Origin of the sequence: Tepidimicrobium xylanilyticum, assembly GCF_900106765.1 — a bacterium.
Taxonomy (GTDB): Bacteria; Bacillota; Clostridia; order Tissierellales; family Tepidimicrobiaceae; genus Tepidimicrobium; species Tepidimicrobium xylanilyticum.
In genome coordinates this window covers 1-16,836 of the sequence record NZ_FNNG01000001.1, presented here as the reverse complement: position 1 = coordinate 16,836, position 16,836 = coordinate 1, and the positions used below count along the sequence as shown (strand labels likewise).

The 16,836-nt window shown below is 33.8% G+C and carries 16 protein-coding genes; 15 read left to right on the top strand and 1 reads right to left on the bottom strand.

Going from position 1 to position 16,836, the window contains the following annotated elements; genetic code table 11:
• Positions 1-4 precede the first annotated feature (4 nt).
• From BLV68_RS00075 to BLV68_RS00020, 12 genes are all read left to right on the top strand, one after another.
• Positions 5-973 carry an ABC transporter ATP-binding protein gene (locus BLV68_RS00075; protein WP_093749633.1) on the top strand — a complete coding sequence of 323 codons (969 nt, stop codon included), beginning with the start codon at positions 5-7 and terminating at the stop codon, positions 971-973.
• Positions 963-1,949 (top strand): ABC transporter ATP-binding protein, encoded by a 987-nt coding sequence (locus BLV68_RS00070; protein WP_093749631.1) that lies wholly within the window; start codon positions 963-965, stop codon positions 1,947-1,949. The genes BLV68_RS00075 and BLV68_RS00070 overlap by 11 nt, the downstream gene beginning before the upstream one ends.
• Before the next feature lie 19 nt (positions 1,950-1,968).
• On the top strand, positions 1,969-3,558 hold the full coding sequence (locus tag BLV68_RS00065) for an ABC transporter substrate-binding protein (RefSeq protein ID WP_093749629.1): 1,590 nt from the start codon (positions 1,969-1,971) through the stop codon (positions 3,556-3,558).
• A gap of 65 nt (positions 3,559-3,623) precedes the next feature.
• Positions 3,624-5,012, top strand: coding sequence for a M14 family zinc carboxypeptidase (locus tag BLV68_RS00060; RefSeq protein ID WP_093749627.1), 1,389 nt, complete (start codon positions 3,624-3,626; stop codon positions 5,010-5,012).
• An 11-nt stretch (positions 5,013-5,023) separates the two neighbouring features.
• Complete coding sequence (locus BLV68_RS00055; RefSeq protein WP_159428559.1) at positions 5,024-6,175, top strand: amidohydrolase family protein; 1,152 nt, start codon at positions 5,024-5,026, stop codon at positions 6,173-6,175.
• A complete protein-coding gene (locus BLV68_RS00050) occupies positions 6,163-7,305 on the top strand; it encodes an amidohydrolase family protein (RefSeq protein ID WP_093749623.1) in 1,143 nt (380 codons plus the stop codon). Before BLV68_RS00055 ends, BLV68_RS00050 begins: the two co-directional genes overlap by 13 nt.
• Positions 7,306-7,411: 106 nt before the next feature.
• Positions 7,412-8,053 (top strand): pyroglutamyl-peptidase I, encoded by a 642-nt coding sequence (pcp, locus tag BLV68_RS00045; RefSeq protein ID WP_093749621.1) that lies wholly within the window; start codon positions 7,412-7,414, stop codon positions 8,051-8,053.
• A gap of 172 nt (positions 8,054-8,225) precedes the next feature.
• Positions 8,226-8,921 (top strand): response regulator transcription factor, encoded by a 696-nt coding sequence (locus tag BLV68_RS00040; RefSeq protein WP_093750375.1) that lies wholly within the window; start codon positions 8,226-8,228, stop codon positions 8,919-8,921.
• Between the two features lie 4 nt (positions 8,922-8,925).
• On the top strand, positions 8,926-9,996 hold the full coding sequence (locus BLV68_RS00035; protein ID WP_093749619.1) for a sensor histidine kinase: 1,071 nt from the start codon (positions 8,926-8,928) through the stop codon (positions 9,994-9,996).
• A gap of 85 nt (positions 9,997-10,081) precedes the next feature.
• Positions 10,082-10,849: an ABC transporter ATP-binding protein gene (locus BLV68_RS00030; RefSeq protein WP_093749617.1), complete on the top strand. Its 768-nt coding sequence runs from the start codon at positions 10,082-10,084 to the stop codon at positions 10,847-10,849.
• The gene (locus BLV68_RS00025) at positions 10,836-12,800 is read left to right on the top strand and encodes an ABC transporter permease (RefSeq protein WP_093749615.1); all 1,965 of its coding nucleotides are present in this window, start codon (positions 10,836-10,838) and stop codon (positions 12,798-12,800) included. Before BLV68_RS00030 ends, BLV68_RS00025 begins: the two co-directional genes overlap by 14 nt.
• 164 nt (positions 12,801-12,964) lie before the next feature.
• On the top strand, positions 12,965-13,837 hold the full coding sequence (locus BLV68_RS00020; RefSeq protein ID WP_234949790.1) for a YitT family protein: 873 nt from the start codon (positions 12,965-12,967) through the stop codon (positions 13,835-13,837).
• 108 nt (positions 13,838-13,945) lie between these two features.
• Here the strand turns inward: BLV68_RS00020 and BLV68_RS00015 are convergent, their stop codons facing one another.
• Complete coding sequence (locus BLV68_RS00015; RefSeq protein ID WP_093749611.1) at positions 13,946-14,827, bottom strand: nucleoside hydrolase; 882 nt, start codon at positions 14,825-14,827, stop codon at positions 13,946-13,948.
• A 307-nt stretch (positions 14,828-15,134) separates the two neighbouring features.
• On the opposite strand from BLV68_RS00015, the gene BLV68_RS00010 reads away from it, so the two are divergent.
• The 3 genes from BLV68_RS00010 to BLV68_RS00005 form a co-directional block, all read left to right on the top strand.
• Positions 15,135-16,373: an ABC transporter substrate-binding protein gene (locus BLV68_RS00010; RefSeq protein ID WP_093749609.1), complete on the top strand. Its 1,239-nt coding sequence runs from the start codon at positions 15,135-15,137 to the stop codon at positions 16,371-16,373.
• Positions 16,370-16,495 (top strand): hypothetical protein, encoded by a 126-nt coding sequence (locus BLV68_RS16060; protein WP_268807600.1) that lies wholly within the window; start codon positions 16,370-16,372, stop codon positions 16,493-16,495. Before BLV68_RS00010 ends, BLV68_RS16060 begins: the two co-directional genes overlap by 4 nt.
• Positions 16,496-16,582: 87 nt before the next feature.
• A partial coding sequence (locus BLV68_RS00005; protein WP_200773569.1) for a transposase occupies positions 16,583-16,836 on the top strand: 254 nt, incomplete at its 3' end.

Here is a 16,836-nt window from a genome sequence, read left to right as displayed (position 1 = left end):
TATAATGATCTTAGAAGTAAAGGACTTCAATGTTACCTATGTGAACAAGCATAAAAGAGTATACGCAGTAAAGAATGTAAATTTTAATATAGATAAGGGAGATTCCTTAGGTTTAGTAGGGGAATCTGGTTCAGGTAAATCAACTTTAGCAATGGCCCTATTGAGGCTTTTGTCTAAAAAAAGTACTGAGATATCAGGAACTGCTAACTTTCTAGGGAGGGATTTGGTTAATTTATCTGAAGAAGAATTAAAGGAAATTAGATGGAAAGAGATTAGCGTTGTATTCCAAAAATCAATGAACTCCCTCTCCCCCGTACATAGAATTAGGACTCAGGTTGAAGATATATATAGGGTACATAATCCAAAGGCAGCTAAAGAGGAAATAAGGGATAGGTTTACATATTTATTAAAGCTTGTCAACCTATCAGATAGGGTCTACAACTTATATCCTCATGAACTGTCTGGAGGCATGCTTCAGAGGGTTTCCATAGCCATAAGTCTTTTGAACAATCCAAAACTTTTAATTATGGATGAGGCTACTACAGCCTTAGATGTAGTAACCCAAGGGCAGATACTTGATGAGGTTGTAAAAATGGAAAAAGAGATGGACATGACTAGAATAATGATAACCCATGACATGTCAGTAGTTGCTACCTCCTGTAATAAGGTTGCAGTTATGTATGCGGGAGAGATGATGGAAATGGGTTATGTTAAGGAAGTGTTAAAGAACCCCCTACACCCTTATACGGAAGGGCTCATAGCATCTTTTCCATCCCTAAAGGGGAAGAAAGAAAAACTAAAGAGCATAGAAGGCTTTTTACCAGACTTATCAAAGAGATATGAAGGGTGTATATTCGCTCCAAGATGTAGCAAGGTAATGGATATATGTAAGAAAAAACCAGCCGAAGTTAAGATGGATAATGGGACTGTGGTAAGATGTCACCTATATGGAGGTGAGACAGATGAAGAATGATGCCTTTATAACTATAGATAATGTTTCTATGTGGTACCCAGCAAAGAAAGGAATTACATTGACTTCTAAAGAAAAGCAGCATGTTAAAGCAGTGGATGGGGTTTCCTTTATGATGGAGAAAGGCGAGATATTGGGAGTAATAGGGGAATCAGGATGTGGCAAGTCTACTCTGGGACGGATACTTGCAAGACTAGAGGAACCAACTGGTGGTGATATATACATAGAAGGGGAATCTACCAGCAGTCTTATAAAAAAAGACCCTAAGGCTTTTAGAAGGTTAGTTCAGATAGTATTTCAAAATCCGTACGATTCCTTTACTCCAAGGGATACAATTGAAAAAATACTAACAAGGCCTTTGAATATCCACTCTATTGGGAAGAACATGGAAGAAAGAAGAAAAATAATATTAGATGCTTTGGAAGCAGGAGGTCTTCATCCAGCAGAGGAAATTGCCAGAAGGTATCCACATGAACTTTCAGGAGGGCAGTTGCAGAGAATATCCATACTTAGGGCCATGTTGATGGAGCCTAAGTTTGTAATTGCAGATGAGCCTGTGTCCATGTTGGATGTATCTGTAAGAGCTGAGATAATCAATATGCTATTGAGATTAAGCAAGGAAAGGGATGCTGCAGTTATATTCATAAGCCATGATATTTCCCTTACTAGATATATTTCCGATAAGGTGGCAGTTATGTATTTAGGTAGGGTAGTAGAATATGGAGAAGCAGATGAGGTCATAAACAATCCAAAACATCCTTATACTCAGGCCTTGATCTCCAACTGTGGATCCATAGATCCTGATGAGGTTGTGGATAAGATAAGGGTAGAAGGAGAGCCTCCTACACCCATAAATCCAGGACCAGGCTGCTATTTTGCACCTAGATGTTTTAAGGCAAGTGATGAGTGTTTTAAGGCCTATCCAGCTACTTATGACCTTGGGGATGGTCACAAGGTAGCTTGTGATAAATTATTTTAAATTGATAAGGGGGTAAAATATGAAAAGAAAATTGATTTTAGCAATTGCAATTTTGACCTTGATAGCATTTATTAGTGTAGGATGTGGTGGCAAAACCAATGAGACATCAGGTGGGGATGGTGGAGGAAATGGTAAGGTAGAAAAAACATTAATTGTAAGGACCTTTGGAGATCCAATGTCCTTTAATCCAGACGTCACAGCAGACGATTACGCTTATACTATCGTGCAAAACATATTCAATAGGCTTGTAAAGCTAGATGCGAGTAAGCAAGTAATACCAGACTTAGCTACTGATTGGGAAGTAAGTGACGATGGTTTGACCATTACTTTCCACTTAAGGGATGATGCCTGTTGGCATGATGGAGAAAAGGTAACTAGTGAAGACGTAAAATATACTTTTGATACAATAAAGGACACTCCATCATATTTCTTATCAAGCAGATTACAAATTGTTGATTCCATTGAGGCACCAGATGATTACACTGTAGTATTCAAATTAAAACAGCCAGACGTTTCTTTTATTGCAGATATAGGATGGTATGCTTGTTTCATATTACCAGAACATATATTTAACAATGGACAAGCTTGGGAAGATAATCCAGCTTCAAAGGAACCAATTGGCTCAGGACCATTTAAGTTTGTAGAACATAAACAGGGAGAGTATATAACATTGGAAGCTAATCCAGACTACCACGAGGGAGCACCAAAACTTGATAAGATAATATTCTCAATTATTCCTGATGATGCTACTGCTGTACAAGCACTTATTAACGGTGAAATAGACGTGTTAGACAGTGTACCTGCAGCAAATGTGGATGAATTGTTGGCTAACGATAATATAAGGATGGTATTAAACGAATATCCATCCCCAATGAGAATCATATTTAATATGGATGATGAAGTAATAAAAGATGTAAACTTAAGAAGAGCTATAGCTACAGCTATAAATAGGGAAGAAATATCTGAAAAAGTATTCAAGGGAATACAAAAACCTGAATACAACATGTATCCTTCACTAATTGAATGGGTAACAAATAGTGAAGATACAGCTCCTAAATTCAATATTGAAGAGGCAAGAAGAATACTAGAAGAAGCTGGATATACACAGGATAGCGAAGGCTACTATGTAAGAGGAATTACAATTGATGTATTTGAGGACGGAAACTATCCTGATGCAGCAAAGCTTATGGCAGCAACATTAGCTGAAGCAGGTATTGAATTGATAGTTCAAGTTCATGAGTTCAATGCTTGGAGTGAAAAGGTAGCAAACCAGAGAGATTTCATGCTAGAACTGCAAGGTGGATTTATGGGACCAGATCCAGCAGCCTTGTATAAGCGCTTAGGTACAGGACAGGGTAGTAATTATGGAAACTATAGCAATGCTAAATTTGACGAACTATGCTTAAAGGCTGTGGCAACAGGCGACCAAGAAGAAAGGGCTAAACTATATAAGGAAGCCCAAGCAATTCTTGCAGAAGAACTACCTTATATTCCAATAGTAGCTTATTGTGCATATGATGCGAATAATGTAAAAGTTATAAACTTACCAATAGACGGTACTGGAAAATGGGGCTGGTCAGAATATACATTTACAGACTTTGTAGAATAACAAAAAAGCTAATTGCATATTATTATGCAATAATATGCAATTAGCTTCTATTTGGGGGGTATATGATGAACAAATTATTTGAAGATGTAGTAAACAGAATTCCAGATTATAAAGTATTTTTAACTGTAGATGAAATGGATGAAAGCAGCAAAAAATTAGCTAAAGAATATCCTGATGTAGTGGAGTTATTAGAGATAGGAAGGACAAGAGATAATCATCCATTGTATTGTTTAAAGATTGGGAATGGTTCAGATAATGCTCTAATGTTTGGGTGTCCCCATCCAAATGAACCTATAGGGGCAATGCTTTTGGAATACTTTTCAAGAGAGCTAGCTGAAAATAAAGAGCTTCGGGAAGAATTAGACTATACTTGGTATATTGTAAAATGCTGGGATGCTGATGGAACAAGATTAAATGAGAAATGGTTTAAAGGTCCTTTTACCTTATATAATTATGCAAGAAATTTCTTTAGGCCAGCAGGCCATCAGCAGGTTGACTGGACTTTCCCAATAGATTATAAGAATCTACACTTCCACGATACTATACCAGAAACCAAGGCTATGATGAAGTTAATAGATGAAATAAGACCTAAATTTATCTATTCCCTTCATAATGCAGGTTTTGGAGGGGTTTACTGGTATTTGACTAGGGATACATCTGAAATATATGAGGATATGAGAAACGCAGCAAAAAAACAAGGGATACCTCTTAACCTTGGAGAGCCAGAAGCTCCATACTGTGAGGCTTTTGCCCCTGCTATATATAAGAGTTTGGGAATAAAACAACATTATGATTATCTAGAGAAATATGGAGTTGAAAAGCCTGAAGAACATATAAAGTGTGGAACTTGTAGTGCAGATTATGCAGAAGAAGTTTGTAATGCTTTTACACTACTCACAGAACTACCATATTTTTATGATAAAAGAATAAATGATCTATCTATTTCAGATATAACGAGAAAAGAAGCAGTGTTGGAAAGCTTAAAATTTTCTGAGGAAATGGATGGATTCATTAAGTCTACTTTAAAAGATGTTACGAAATATATGGAAGAAAAGAATCCATTTAAATTAGCCCTAGAAGCTTTTACTAGAAATGAAGAGGACAATGAAGCTACCAGAAAGATGATCAATGAAAATCCTGATTATAATAGGCCTGCTACTGTTGCTGAAAAATTTGACAACCTACTCGTTACAAAGTTCTATAAAATGCTTTCTTTAGGCTTATTGGTAAGGGCAAATGAAATAGAATTGGAAAAAATGGAAAAGAACAAGGAAGATAATCCAGAAAAGAAAAGGGTCTTGCAGAAAGCGTATGATCAGGCTTTAACCAAGTTAAAGGAGTTAAGTGAGTATCTTGAAGAAAACATTGATTATGAGGTAGTGCCTATTAAAAAATTAATAAGTATTCAACTTGAATGCGGATTATTGATGGCAGAATATTTAAAGAGAATCTAGGGGGAAGGCTAATGCTTTTAATAAAAGGTGGAACAGTTCATGATGGAAAAGGAAGGATACTTGAAAATACTGATATATTGATTAATAATAACCTTATTGAAGATATAGGAAACTCTATAGAGGTTTCTGAAAATGTGGAAGTTTACAATGCCAAAGGCAAGGTGATTTTTCCAGGCTTTATAGATTCCTTAAATGTATGGGGAGCTAAGGGGCCTGGCTGGGGAGATGATGATTTAAGTGAGCTATCAGACCCTGTTACTCCACAGATGGATGTAGTTTATTCCTTTGATCAGGATAACATGTGTTTTCAAAGGGTATTTGAATATGGGATAACTAGTGCAGGTCTAGCACCTTCCACTTCAAATGTACTTGGAGGATATATGGCAGTGTTTAAAACCTATGGAGAGCATCCATATAGGATGCTTGTAAAGGACAAGGTAGGGCAGGTAGCCTCTATATCATCAAAAACAAAGGCCATCTATGGTAAAAGAAATACTTGTCCAATGACTAAAATGGGAGCTGTTTCCTTGCTTAGGGAGGCCATAATTAAAGCTATGAACTACAAAGAAAATCACAAGGAATACGATTCAAAAAACCATGCCTTACAGTTGATTATAAATAGAAAGGTACCTTTAATGATAAACTGCAATACTAAATCTGAAATGGATGCTATAGAATTGGCCTTAAAGGATCTATCAGTAGATATAGTATTTACTGGTGCCTTTGGAGTAGATGAACATACTGGCTATATATTAGATGATAAATTTAGTGTCATTTTGGGAGACCTAACAGGGCATATGTCCTATGTAAACACTCAAGTGGATTTTGAAGGTATAAAAAGGCTAATGGAAAGAGGGGTTGATATAGCCATTAGTTCCTGTGGAGACAATGTGGCATCAGGTAAGGAATCCTTGCTATGGAATGCAATATTGTGTTATAAAAATGGCTTAGATGCAGAAGATGTTTTAAGGATGATCACTTCCATTCCAGCTAAAATACTTGGTGTAGATGATAGAATAGGCTCTATTGAGATAGGGAAAGATGCTGACATTGTCATCTGGTCAGATAATCCTATTAAGACTTATTCTGCTAAAGTTGAAGCTTCATTTATAAATGGACAAAATATCCTTCATTCTAGGAGGTATAATACATGTTGGTCATAAAGAATGCAAGAATATATACTTCGGCTGGTATAGTTTATGAAAAGGGAGACATACTTATAGAAAATGGGAAAATTACAGATGTTGGAGAGTCTTTAAGTTGTGAGCAAGCTGAAGTAATAGATTGTAGTGGACTTGTTGTCATACCTGGTATAGTAGATGCTCATAGCCATATTGGAGGCTTTGGTATGGATATGACGGACCAGGACTTAAATGAGATGACTAAAAATATCACTCCTGAAGTTGAGGCTATCTATTCAATAGATACTAAATCGCCAATGTTTCAACGGGTTATAAAGGCAGGGATTACTACTTCTGCTATTGCCCCAGGAAGTGGTAATGTTATAGGTGGACTTGTGTGTGCTGTAAAATCTCATGGTAAAAATATAAAAGAAATGTGTATTAAAAATCCTATAGCTTTAAAAGCAGCATTGGGCGGAAATCCTAAAGGGGTTTATGGCAAGAGAAATCAACTGCCTATGACACGTATGGGAATTGCAAGTGTTCTGAGGGATACCTTAATCAAAGGACGGGAATATATGAAAAAAAAGGAAAAGGGAGAGGCTGCTTTTGATGTAGGACTGGAACATGTATGTAAAGTCCTTAAAAAGGAAATCCCTTTAAAGGTCCACTGTGAACAGTTCGATATGCTTACAACAATTCGGATAGCGGAAGAATTTGACATAGAATTTACTTTAGATCATGCCTGGGGAGCTAGTGATTTCTATGATGATATTGCAGAAGCCAAGAATTTAAAGGGAGTAATATATGGTCCCGTAGGGGTATTATTGCTTCCAGGTGAATGCGGAAAAATTGATATATATAGTTTAATAGAACTGGATAAAAGGGGAGTTCCATGTGCAATAATGACAGATGGACCTATATGTAATCCTGACCTTATTATAGTTCAAGCTGGAGAAGTAGTAAGGTTTGGTGGTGATATTGAAAGGGTAATAAACATGCTCACAATAAATCCAGCTAAAATAATTGGAGTTGATGACCGAGTTGGCTCTATTGAAAAGGGCAAAGATGCAGATTTAGTTATTTTTGAAGGCATGCCTGCTTTAGATACTGATGCAAGGGTAAGATACACAATTATAAATGGTAATATAGTATATAGTGTAGATAATTAAACCAGAGAGCTTTGCCTCTGGTTTTTTAAATGCAAAAAATATAATATAATATATAATTATGAAATTGGTTTTGGTTTTCTAAGTCCAAAACAGGGGAGGTTTTATTGTGAAGGTTTTAGTTACAGGTTTTGATCCCTTTGGGGGAGAAAAAATAAATCCTTCTATTGAGGCTGTCAAAAGGCTAAATGACAAGATAGCAGGAGCAGATATAGTGAAAGTAGAAATACCAACTGTCTTCTATAAGTCCATTAGAAGGCTTGAGAAAGCTCTGGATGAGGAAAAACCAGATATTGCTATATGTGTGGGTCAAGCAGGTGGAAGGAGTAGGATAAGTATAGAAAGGGTAGCAATAAATATTAGCGATGGTAGGATTCCAGACAATGAAGGGAATCAACCTATTGATGAGGTAATATTTGAGGAGGGGGATACAGCTTATTTTGCTAAACTCCCTATTAAAGCTATGGTTAAGGAAATGAATAAAAGAAATATTCCAGCGGAAATATCAAATACAGCAGGGACATATGTGTGTAACCACCTAATGTATGGCCTTTTATATAATATCCATAAGAAATATCCAAATATGAAGGGAGGATTTATACATATACCATTTATACCAGAGCAAGTAATAGACAAAAAGGGTAGTCCCAGCATGTCTTTAGACCTTATAGTGAAAGGATTAACCATTGCTATAGAAACTGCCATTAAATACGATGAAGATATAAAGGAAATTGGCGGTGAAATTCATTAACTGACAAGGTAAATTATGCCATTTACTCAATAAAGGGTATCCTGTCATGGCTTCTGGAGAAGATACCCTTTATTGTACTTATGTATGTCTCCGAAACTTACTAGCTTATTTACTTTATAAATCTGTTATAATAAAACTAACAAAAATGAATAGAGCCTTTTGGAGTGATAGTATGTATAAGGTGTTAATTATTGAAGATGATGAGAAGCTTAGAAATTTAATAAAGGATGGACTTGTAAGGTATAATTATGACGTATCAATAGTAAATGATTATTCCAATATAAAGGGAGAATTTATTAAGGCAGAACCACACCTAGTATTGATGGACATAAATCTTCCGAACTATGATGGATTTTTTTGGTGCAGGGAGATAAGGAGTATCTCTAAAGTTCCAATAATGTTCATATCAGGAAGATTTTCAGATATGGACCAGGTCATGGCCATAGAAAATGGTGGAGATGATTATATAGTCAAACCCTTTTCATTCGATTTATTAATGGCCAAAATAAAAGGAGTCATGAGAAGAGTCTATGGAGAATATGCCGAAACCTTCTCGCGTGATGTCTTGGAGGTGGATGGTCTGTACCTTTTTCCTAGACAAAATATAATTCAGTGGAATCATCAGAAGGTAGAGCTTAGCAAAAAAGAATTTGCACTAATATATATACTCCTTAAAAACTTAGATAATATCGTTTCCAGAGAAGAACTGTTGGAAGAGCTTTGGGATGATAAGGATTTTGTAGATGATAATACTTTATCTGTAAATATTGCAAGGCTTAGAAAGAGATTAGAAGATATAGGAATATATGAGTCAATACAGACTAAAAGAGGTCAGGGATATTGTATGGTTAAAACTTGGAATAGGTGATGTTATGAGATTTACTGATTATATAATTGATAGGCTCTTATATATATTGTTCTATTTTATAAGTATTATTTTAGTAATAATTATTATGAGCCTAGATTCTATAAATAATAACAAGGTTCTTAATATAGGAACTATATTATATTCTATAATAATCTCCATTGCTATGCTCTTAATTTTTTTCTCAATAGATTATTTAAGGAAAAAAGAAGTGTATATAGTAATAAACAGAGGGCTTGAGGGGGGCGAATTTAACTATATATTCAATCTACCTGATAGAGCTAATAGGGAACATAAAGTATTTAAAGAGCTGCTTACTAAAAATCACATGTATTATGAAAATACCTTGGATAAATATAGGAAAAGATATAAGGAGAGCCTTAATCTAAAGAGCAGGTGGATCCATCAGCTAAAGACCCCAATATCCGTAATTAAGCTTCTTTTAGAAAAAGAAAAGGAAAAGATTATAGATGAAAACACAAGGAGGAGCTATGAAAGCATAGAAGAAGAGCTTGAAAAGCTGTCCCATGGTCTTGAAATGGAGTTATATTCTTTAAGAATAAACGATTTTGAAATGGACTTTAAGGTGGAAAAGATTGATCTAGTTGATATTGTGAGAGAGGTTGTCAATGAAAATAAAAATGCTTTTATAGTTAATTCAATTTATCCAAATTTGAAATCAGAAGGGGATATATATGTTAAAAGCGATAAAAAATGGCTAAAGTTCATAATTAGTCAAATAATATCCAATTCCATAAAGTATACCAAAGTGAGGGATGTAGAAAAAAAATATATACATGTTAGTCTTTCTAAAGAAGAGGAAAGGACTGTTCTTTCCATAGAGGACAACGGAGTAGGTATACCCAAAAAGGACTTGGCCAGGGTGTTCAATGCCTTTTTCACAGGAGATAATGGAAGGAAATATTATGAATCAACGGGAATGGGACTTTATTTAGTAAAAGAAATATGCAACAAACTGGGTCATGGAGTGGAATTAAGATCAGAGGAAGATGTGGGAACCATAGTGAAAATTATATTTTATGACACAAGAAGTATATATGACAAAATTGTAAGCTAGTGTTTCTGTTTTGAAAGAGAAATCGATGGTAGGATTTCTCTTGTTTTTTTATAATGTTTAAGAGTAAACATTAGGAGGGTGGAAAATGAACGTATTAGAAACTATAGGATTATCTAAAATATATGGTTCTAAAGGAAAAGGAATAGTTGTAAAGGCATTAGACGATTTTTCCATTGCTGTCCATGAAGGAGAATTTGTAGGAGTCATGGGACCTTCAGGTAGTGGCAAAACTACACTTTTAAATATCCTTGCCACAATAGATTCACCTTCATCTGGTCAAGTATTTATAAATGGTAAGAATCCCCATAAGCTGGATAAGGATAAATTAGCCTTATTTAGAAGGAGAAATCTGGGATTTATATTTCAGGATTTTAACCTTCTGGATACCCTTTCAGCAAAGGAAAATATAATACTCCCTTTGGTTTTGGAAGGAAAGGTGCAGAAGGAAATTGATAAAAGGGTAAAAGACGTGGCTAAAATACTTAATATAGAGGATATATTAGAAAAAAGAACCTATGAAATTTCTGGAGGGCAACAACAGAGAGTAGCTTGTGCCAGAGCTTTAATAAATGATCCATCCATAATACTTGCAGATGAGCCTACAGGCAACTTAGATTCAAAAGCATCTATGGATTTAATGGAGGCTTTGGAAACCATAAATAATAAAAGGGGAGCTACAATTGTAATGGTTACTCATGATGCTTTTGCAGCAAGTTTTTGTAATAGAATCATAATGATTAAGGATGGGAGATTTTTCTTGGAGATAGTAAAGAATTCATCAAGACAAGTATTTTTCAAGGAAATACTGGATTCCCTTTCTTTAATTGGGGGTGGATATAATGAGACTATATGATTTGGCCATTAGGAACTTAAAGGGCAATGCATATAGATATATAATGTACTATTTAAGTAATGTATTTACTATTGCTGTATCCTTCATATTTATAAACTTCTTATTTCATCCAAGGCTTGAAAGTGGCCCATTAGCTCCTAGTGGAGTGGTCCATGTTGGAGCAATGAATGGTATCTTTATATGCCTAATTATAATAATCATATTTACAGTTCTGTTTATTGGCTATGCAACTAGTATGTTTATTAAATCCAGAGGAAAGGAATTTGGACTTTTATCCTTGTTCGGAATGACAAATAAGCAAATAAGAAAATATATAATGGCAGAAAGCACCATAATTACAATACTATCCATAATAAGTGGAGTATTAATAGGGATTTTATTTTCAAAGCTTTTTTTCATGGCAATGGAAGCTTTTATGGGGATAAGGCTGCCCTTTAACATCTCTTTAATGGCCCTACTTATTACAGTTGTGGTCTTCTTTATACTGTTTGAAGTAGTTAACCTGTTAGCCTTAGTTAGAATAAGGAACAAGGAGATAGTAGAGCAGCTCAAATCATCTAAGATACCAAAGGAAATACCAAAGTTTTCAAACAAAAAATCAGCTTTTGGAGTTATCCTTTTACTTATAGGATATGTAACAGCTTGGTTTGTAGATGGGGCCTTTGTGATACTTGCTATGATACCAGTAGTATCAATAGTTGTCTTGGGAACATACTTCATATTCACTCAATTCAGTATAGCCCTAGCAAATAAATTGACAAAGAACCCAGAGCTGTTTTATAAGAAGGCTAATATGGTAGCTTTTTCTCAAATGATATTTAAATTGAAAGATACTGCCAAGGTATTGTTTTTGGCAGCTATATTGGGAGCTATAACCTTTACTGCAACTGAAACCATATATTCTTTTTTCACGGTAGTACCAAATAAAATGGGTTTAGATAATGTACCTCAGGATATTGCTATAGTTCAAAAAGGAGAGAATCTATATGATGAAGAAAGCATAAATAAAGCTATTGACATATTAAAAAACAATGGATTAAAAGTAGAAGGATTTCATAAAGTAAAGCTAATAAAGGTTATCAATGAAACTATTAAGGATGGGGAAGTAAATGGGGGAGCTACCGTAGTCATATCCAATTCCGACTATAATAGGTTGGCCAGCTTTGAAGGAAGGGAAGAGGTAAAAGTAAATAAAGGAGAAATGATCTACAATTATCCACATCCTTGGCCTTATACCTATGAAGGCATAGAAGAAAGGGTATTTCCATATGAAGCTGCTATAGTGATCTTTAATGATGAAAGAATGGAATTAAGAGTAAAGGGAGAAGTTTATGGTTCTGCAACCACATTGATTATGGACAGTTATGATCCTTTAATATTAAATGATGAAGATTTCAACAGATTATCTAATATGGCTACAGATGAGGATTTAATAATTTTTAATGGGATAAATGTTGATAGATGGAAAAGGTCATATAAAGCCTCATTAGAAGTTCAGGATATGCTAGGTGAGGCATATCAAGGGGACTATTATTCTAAAGTTATGCCCTATAGAGAAATGAGAAGCTTATATGGATTTACTCTGTTTCTAGGATTTTTCATTGCATTTTTGTTTTTCCTTGCTACTGGGAGTATAATCTACTTTAAATTATTTAATGAAATTAAACAGGATGGTCTTGAATATGGAATACTTAAGAAAATAGGAATTACTAAAAAGGAAATGAATAGTATGATAACAAAGCAAATAGCAGTTATATTCTTCTTGCCTTTTGTAGTAAGTACTCTACATTCCTTATTTGCCCTTAAGTCCTTGGCAAATTTATTAGATGAACTATTAATTAGTAATGGATTAATTGTAATGGTAGGGTACTTTATATTCCAAGGTATATACTTTTTAATTATAAGAAGAATATATATAAACAAAATAAATGAGTTAACATGCACAATGTAGTGGTTAATGAATTAAGCATAGATAGTTCAGAAGCACCATTTTATATTTACCTTATCTGCTTGGTGGACAGAGATAAATAATTAGTTCGCCTAAATTGGGATTTAAATGGGTAATAAAAAGTGTTATTATAGGAATATAAAAATATTTACATAAAGGGGATTATGATGGCATCTGAATTATCTAAAAGATTAAATACTAAAGAAATTATTAAAAAAATAATTATTATCATAATAGGCAATTTATTCTGCTCCATCGCCTTTAATGTATTCTTTATACCTAATAGGCTTTTAAGCGGTGGTGTTGGGGGATTAGCAATTATAATCCAGTATTTAACGGGAATACCAACAGGTATATCTGTGTTCTTTTTGAATATTCCTATTTTCTTGATAGGTTCTAGATTAATAGACAGAGAGTTTGCATTTTTTGCTTTTATATCGATGTTAATATATTCTTCCATACTGACAATAACAAGGGGATTAGGATCCCATTTTATAGTTGATGATATAATTCTTGCTTCAGTATTTGGAGGAGTATTTAATGGAATTGGAATGGGTTTAATGTTTAGAAACAGGGCTTCCCAAGGAGGTTTCGATATAATAGCAGCTATTTTGAAGAAGAAATACAATGTGAATATAGGTTCTGGCCTAATGGCAGCAAATACGGTAATAGTATCACTGTCCTCCTTTTTATTTGGATACAAATCTGCAATGTATACATTAATAGCCATGTATATTGGTTATGCTGTAGTTGATAAGGTACAAATAGGATTTAATGTTAAGAAAAATGTAATTATAGTTTCTGAAAAGGCAGACTTAGTAGCTGAGGCAATTCTTAATAGGCTTCATAGAGGTGTTACTTTTCTTGAAGGAATGGGAGGATATACCCATGAAAATAAAAAGGTAATATATTGTATAGTAACTTCTAGAGAAACTGCTAAATTAAAGGAAATTGTAGAAGAAATAGACCCCATGGCTTTCTTTACTGTAAATGATGTAGTGGAAGTAAAGGGGAAAGGGTTTAAAAATGTAGGCATATGATAATTAAGATGCTTAGGAACTAATTTCTTTGCAGAAGTAAGCTCCTAAGCATTTTTGTTATTAAAGAATTTAGCTTTAAGGATTCAAGGTGGATAAATTACCACTCTGTTATATGTTCCCCTTGTCCATTTTCCATGCTTCAAAGACAAGTTCATTAAATTTAACTTTGTCTTTTATAGTAGTTGGTATATTTACTTTATAACCTTTTTTTGCATTGTTATCTATTTTAAGAAAACCTGTTTTTAAATCATCTTCAGTGGATATTACATTCTCAATACTATCTATAAATAATTCAGGGTTAGTTGTATATACTGCTGCTACAATATCCCAGTTGTAAAATTCCTTTGTATTATAGGAATCGGTAAAATATTTGTACCATTCATAGGATTTATTCCTAATATATTTATAACTTTTAATATAGTTTTCTTTGATTAAACGAGTAAATTCTTCTTCTCCAAAAGTAGCTTGTAAGCATATGTGTCCAGTCAATATGGTTACCTTACTACTAGAGCTTAAAATTGTATATGTAGCTAGAGGGTCTGAGGAAAAATTAAGCTCATTCATAATTTTTCCTTGTATTACTAATGGTTTAGTTATTCCTCCCATTAATACAATTTCCTTGACTTTTTTGAAGAAATTCATATCAATTTCATATGCACCATATAGATTGGTTAGTGAGCCTGTAGCTAGAATTGTTACATTCTGAGGAAATCTATTTACCATTTCTACAAGGAATTCTGCTGCTTCACTTTGTCGGTTGTTTGTATTGGGAGCACCTTTTTTAAGTGGAATATGCTTTATATCTAATTCATTAAACATTTCTACTGTATTGTTATGTACATCTTCTATTGTGCTGTTACCAAATGTAGTGGTAACTCCAATAAGGTTCACATCTTTTCTTCCAAGAAGATAAAGTAGAGCAAGTCCATCATCTACATCCTTACCATATAACCCCATTGTATTGTCGCAGTCAAATATAATCTTTTTCATTTCCCTCTCCTTTGTTTTTTTAATATATTATCATAAATAAGGATAAATGGACAAATCACCTAAGCATAATATTAAATTAATTTATTTTATTTGCTTTAATATAGATAAATTGAATATTAAAGCAAACCCAATAAATTAGCTATTTGGTAGTTTCTTAAAGCTGCCAATGGCTATAAATCACAATAATTTTATTGATAAATCTATGAAGTTTAGGTATATTAATGGATGCAGAAGGAGATTTTAGCTTATTATATTGGAATACCCCATTAAATTTATACAGAAATTAAAAGATGATGGAGGAGTGAATATGAAAAAAAAATCCATTGCAATTTTTATGATTATGATACTCGTATTTGGATTAACTGGTTGTAAAGAGGAAAGTACTGTAGAATACAATCTTTCTGAAAAGGATTGGGATACTATATTGGAAGAAGCAAGAGGAACTACTGTAACCATATATGGCTATGGTGGAGATCAGAAGACTAACAATTGGATTGATACATATGTGGCTAGTGAGCTTAAGGAAAGATATGACATAACTTTAAATAGGGTAGGAATGAATATAGATGATATTTTGAACAATTTATTAAATGAGAAGCAGGCTAATGTGGAAAGCGGAAATATGGATGTTGTTTGGATAAATGGTGAAAATTTCTTTACTGCTAAACAAAACGACTTATTGTTTGGGCCTTTTACTGACAAGCTTCCAAACTTTCATAAATATGTCGATACAGAATCTGTTGAAGTTAATTATGATTTTGGATATCCTGTAGAAGGATATGAAGCTCCTTTTGGCAAAGCTCAATTTGTAATGATATATAATAGTGCAAAAGTGGATAAGGTACCTAGAAATCATAAGGAATTAATGGAATTTTGCAAGAATAATCCAGGGAAATTTACGTATCCAGCACCTCCAGACTTTACTGGTAGTGCTTTTGTAAGAAATATAATATATGATATTGTAGGATATGAGCAGTTTATGGATATGGAAGCAGATGAGGAAGTAATAAAAGAGGCCATTCAACCAGCTATAGATTATTTTGTTGAATTAAAGCCTTATTTATGGAAGGAAGGGAAGACCTACCCTGCAGAAGCTGGATTGCTTGATAATATGTATGCAGATAATGAAGTTTATATGACTATGTCATATAATCCAAATAAAGCTTCTGGGAAAATTGGAACAGGTGAGTTTCCAGAAAGTACAAGAACATTTTTATTTGATAAGGGAACCATAGGAAATACTCATTTTTTAGCAATACCATATAATGCACCAAATAAATCTGGAGCCCTAGTAGCCATAGATTTTATATTAAGTGTTGAAGCTCAAGTTTCAAAATATGTGCCGGAAACATGGGGAGACTTACCTGTACTTGACAATAATAAATTAAGCGAAGAAGAAAAGGCAATGTTTGATAATGTGAAACTTGGAATAGCAACTCTTCCACAGGATGAGCTTCTAGAAAAGAGGTTACCTGAAGTTCCTGCAGATTTAGTACCTATAATAGAAAAAATATGGATGGAATCTGTACCTGGAGAGAGTGAATGAAATTGGAAAACAAATTAAAACCTTATGTAATGATTTTGCCTGTAATGCTCATCATAATAGGAATATTTATAGTAGGTCTTAGCATGGGATTTGTTCAAAGTCTTGGACATTTTAAAGGGTAGTGTAAAATAATTTGTGCTTTTAGGAAATAAAATTCTCTTTTCTGGCAAGAATCTAAATAAGACCAAAACTAGAAAGGAGAATTTTTTATGGCAACTTTACCAAAGGAAGTTTTAAGAAATATGATAGTAGATGGAGATTTAAAAACAGTAAATGATCTCCACACATATCTTAAAGAAATGTTTAAAGATGCACTACAAGAGATGTTAGAGGCAGAATTAGAGGTAGAATTAGGATATGTAAAAGGAGATAAAAAGAACAAAAATACAGATAATCGTAGAAATGGTACTACGAAAAAGACTGTAAGCACTCGTTTTGGAGAAATTGAGTTAGATATACCAAG

Coding starts and splice junctions, on each gene's coding strand:
- BLV68_RS00075 (WP_093749633.1), top strand. CDS start 5: ATGATCTTAGAAGTAAAGGACTTCAATGTTACCTATGTGAACAAGCAT.
- BLV68_RS00070 (WP_093749631.1), top strand. CDS start 963: ATGAAGAATGATGCCTTTATAACTATAGATAATGTTTCTATGTGGTAC.
- BLV68_RS00065 (WP_093749629.1), top strand. CDS start 1,969: ATGAAAAGAAAATTGATTTTAGCAATTGCAATTTTGACCTTGATAGCA.
- BLV68_RS00060 (WP_093749627.1), top strand. CDS start 3,624: ATGAACAAATTATTTGAAGATGTAGTAAACAGAATTCCAGATTATAAA.
- BLV68_RS00055 (WP_159428559.1), top strand. CDS start 5,024: ATGCTTTTAATAAAAGGTGGAACAGTTCATGATGGAAAAGGAAGGATA.
- BLV68_RS00050 (WP_093749623.1), top strand. CDS start 6,163: ATGTTGGTCATAAAGAATGCAAGAATATATACTTCGGCTGGTATAGTT.
- BLV68_RS00040 (WP_093750375.1), top strand. CDS start 8,226: ATGTATAAGGTGTTAATTATTGAAGATGATGAGAAGCTTAGAAATTTA.
- BLV68_RS00035 (WP_093749619.1), top strand. CDS start 8,926: ATGAGATTTACTGATTATATAATTGATAGGCTCTTATATATATTGTTC.
- BLV68_RS00030 (WP_093749617.1), top strand. CDS start 10,082: ATGAACGTATTAGAAACTATAGGATTATCTAAAATATATGGTTCTAAA.
- BLV68_RS00025 (WP_093749615.1), top strand. CDS start 10,836: ATGAGACTATATGATTTGGCCATTAGGAACTTAAAGGGCAATGCATAT.
- BLV68_RS00020 (WP_234949790.1), top strand. CDS start 12,965: ATGGCATCTGAATTATCTAAAAGATTAAATACTAAAGAAATTATTAAA.
- BLV68_RS00015 (WP_093749611.1), bottom strand. CDS start 14,827: ATGAAAAAGATTATATTTGACTGCGACAATACAATGGGGTTATATGGT.
- BLV68_RS00010 (WP_093749609.1), top strand. CDS start 15,135: ATGAAAAAAAAATCCATTGCAATTTTTATGATTATGATACTCGTATTT.
- BLV68_RS16060 (WP_268807600.1), top strand. CDS start 16,370: ATGAAATTGGAAAACAAATTAAAACCTTATGTAATGATTTTGCCTGTA.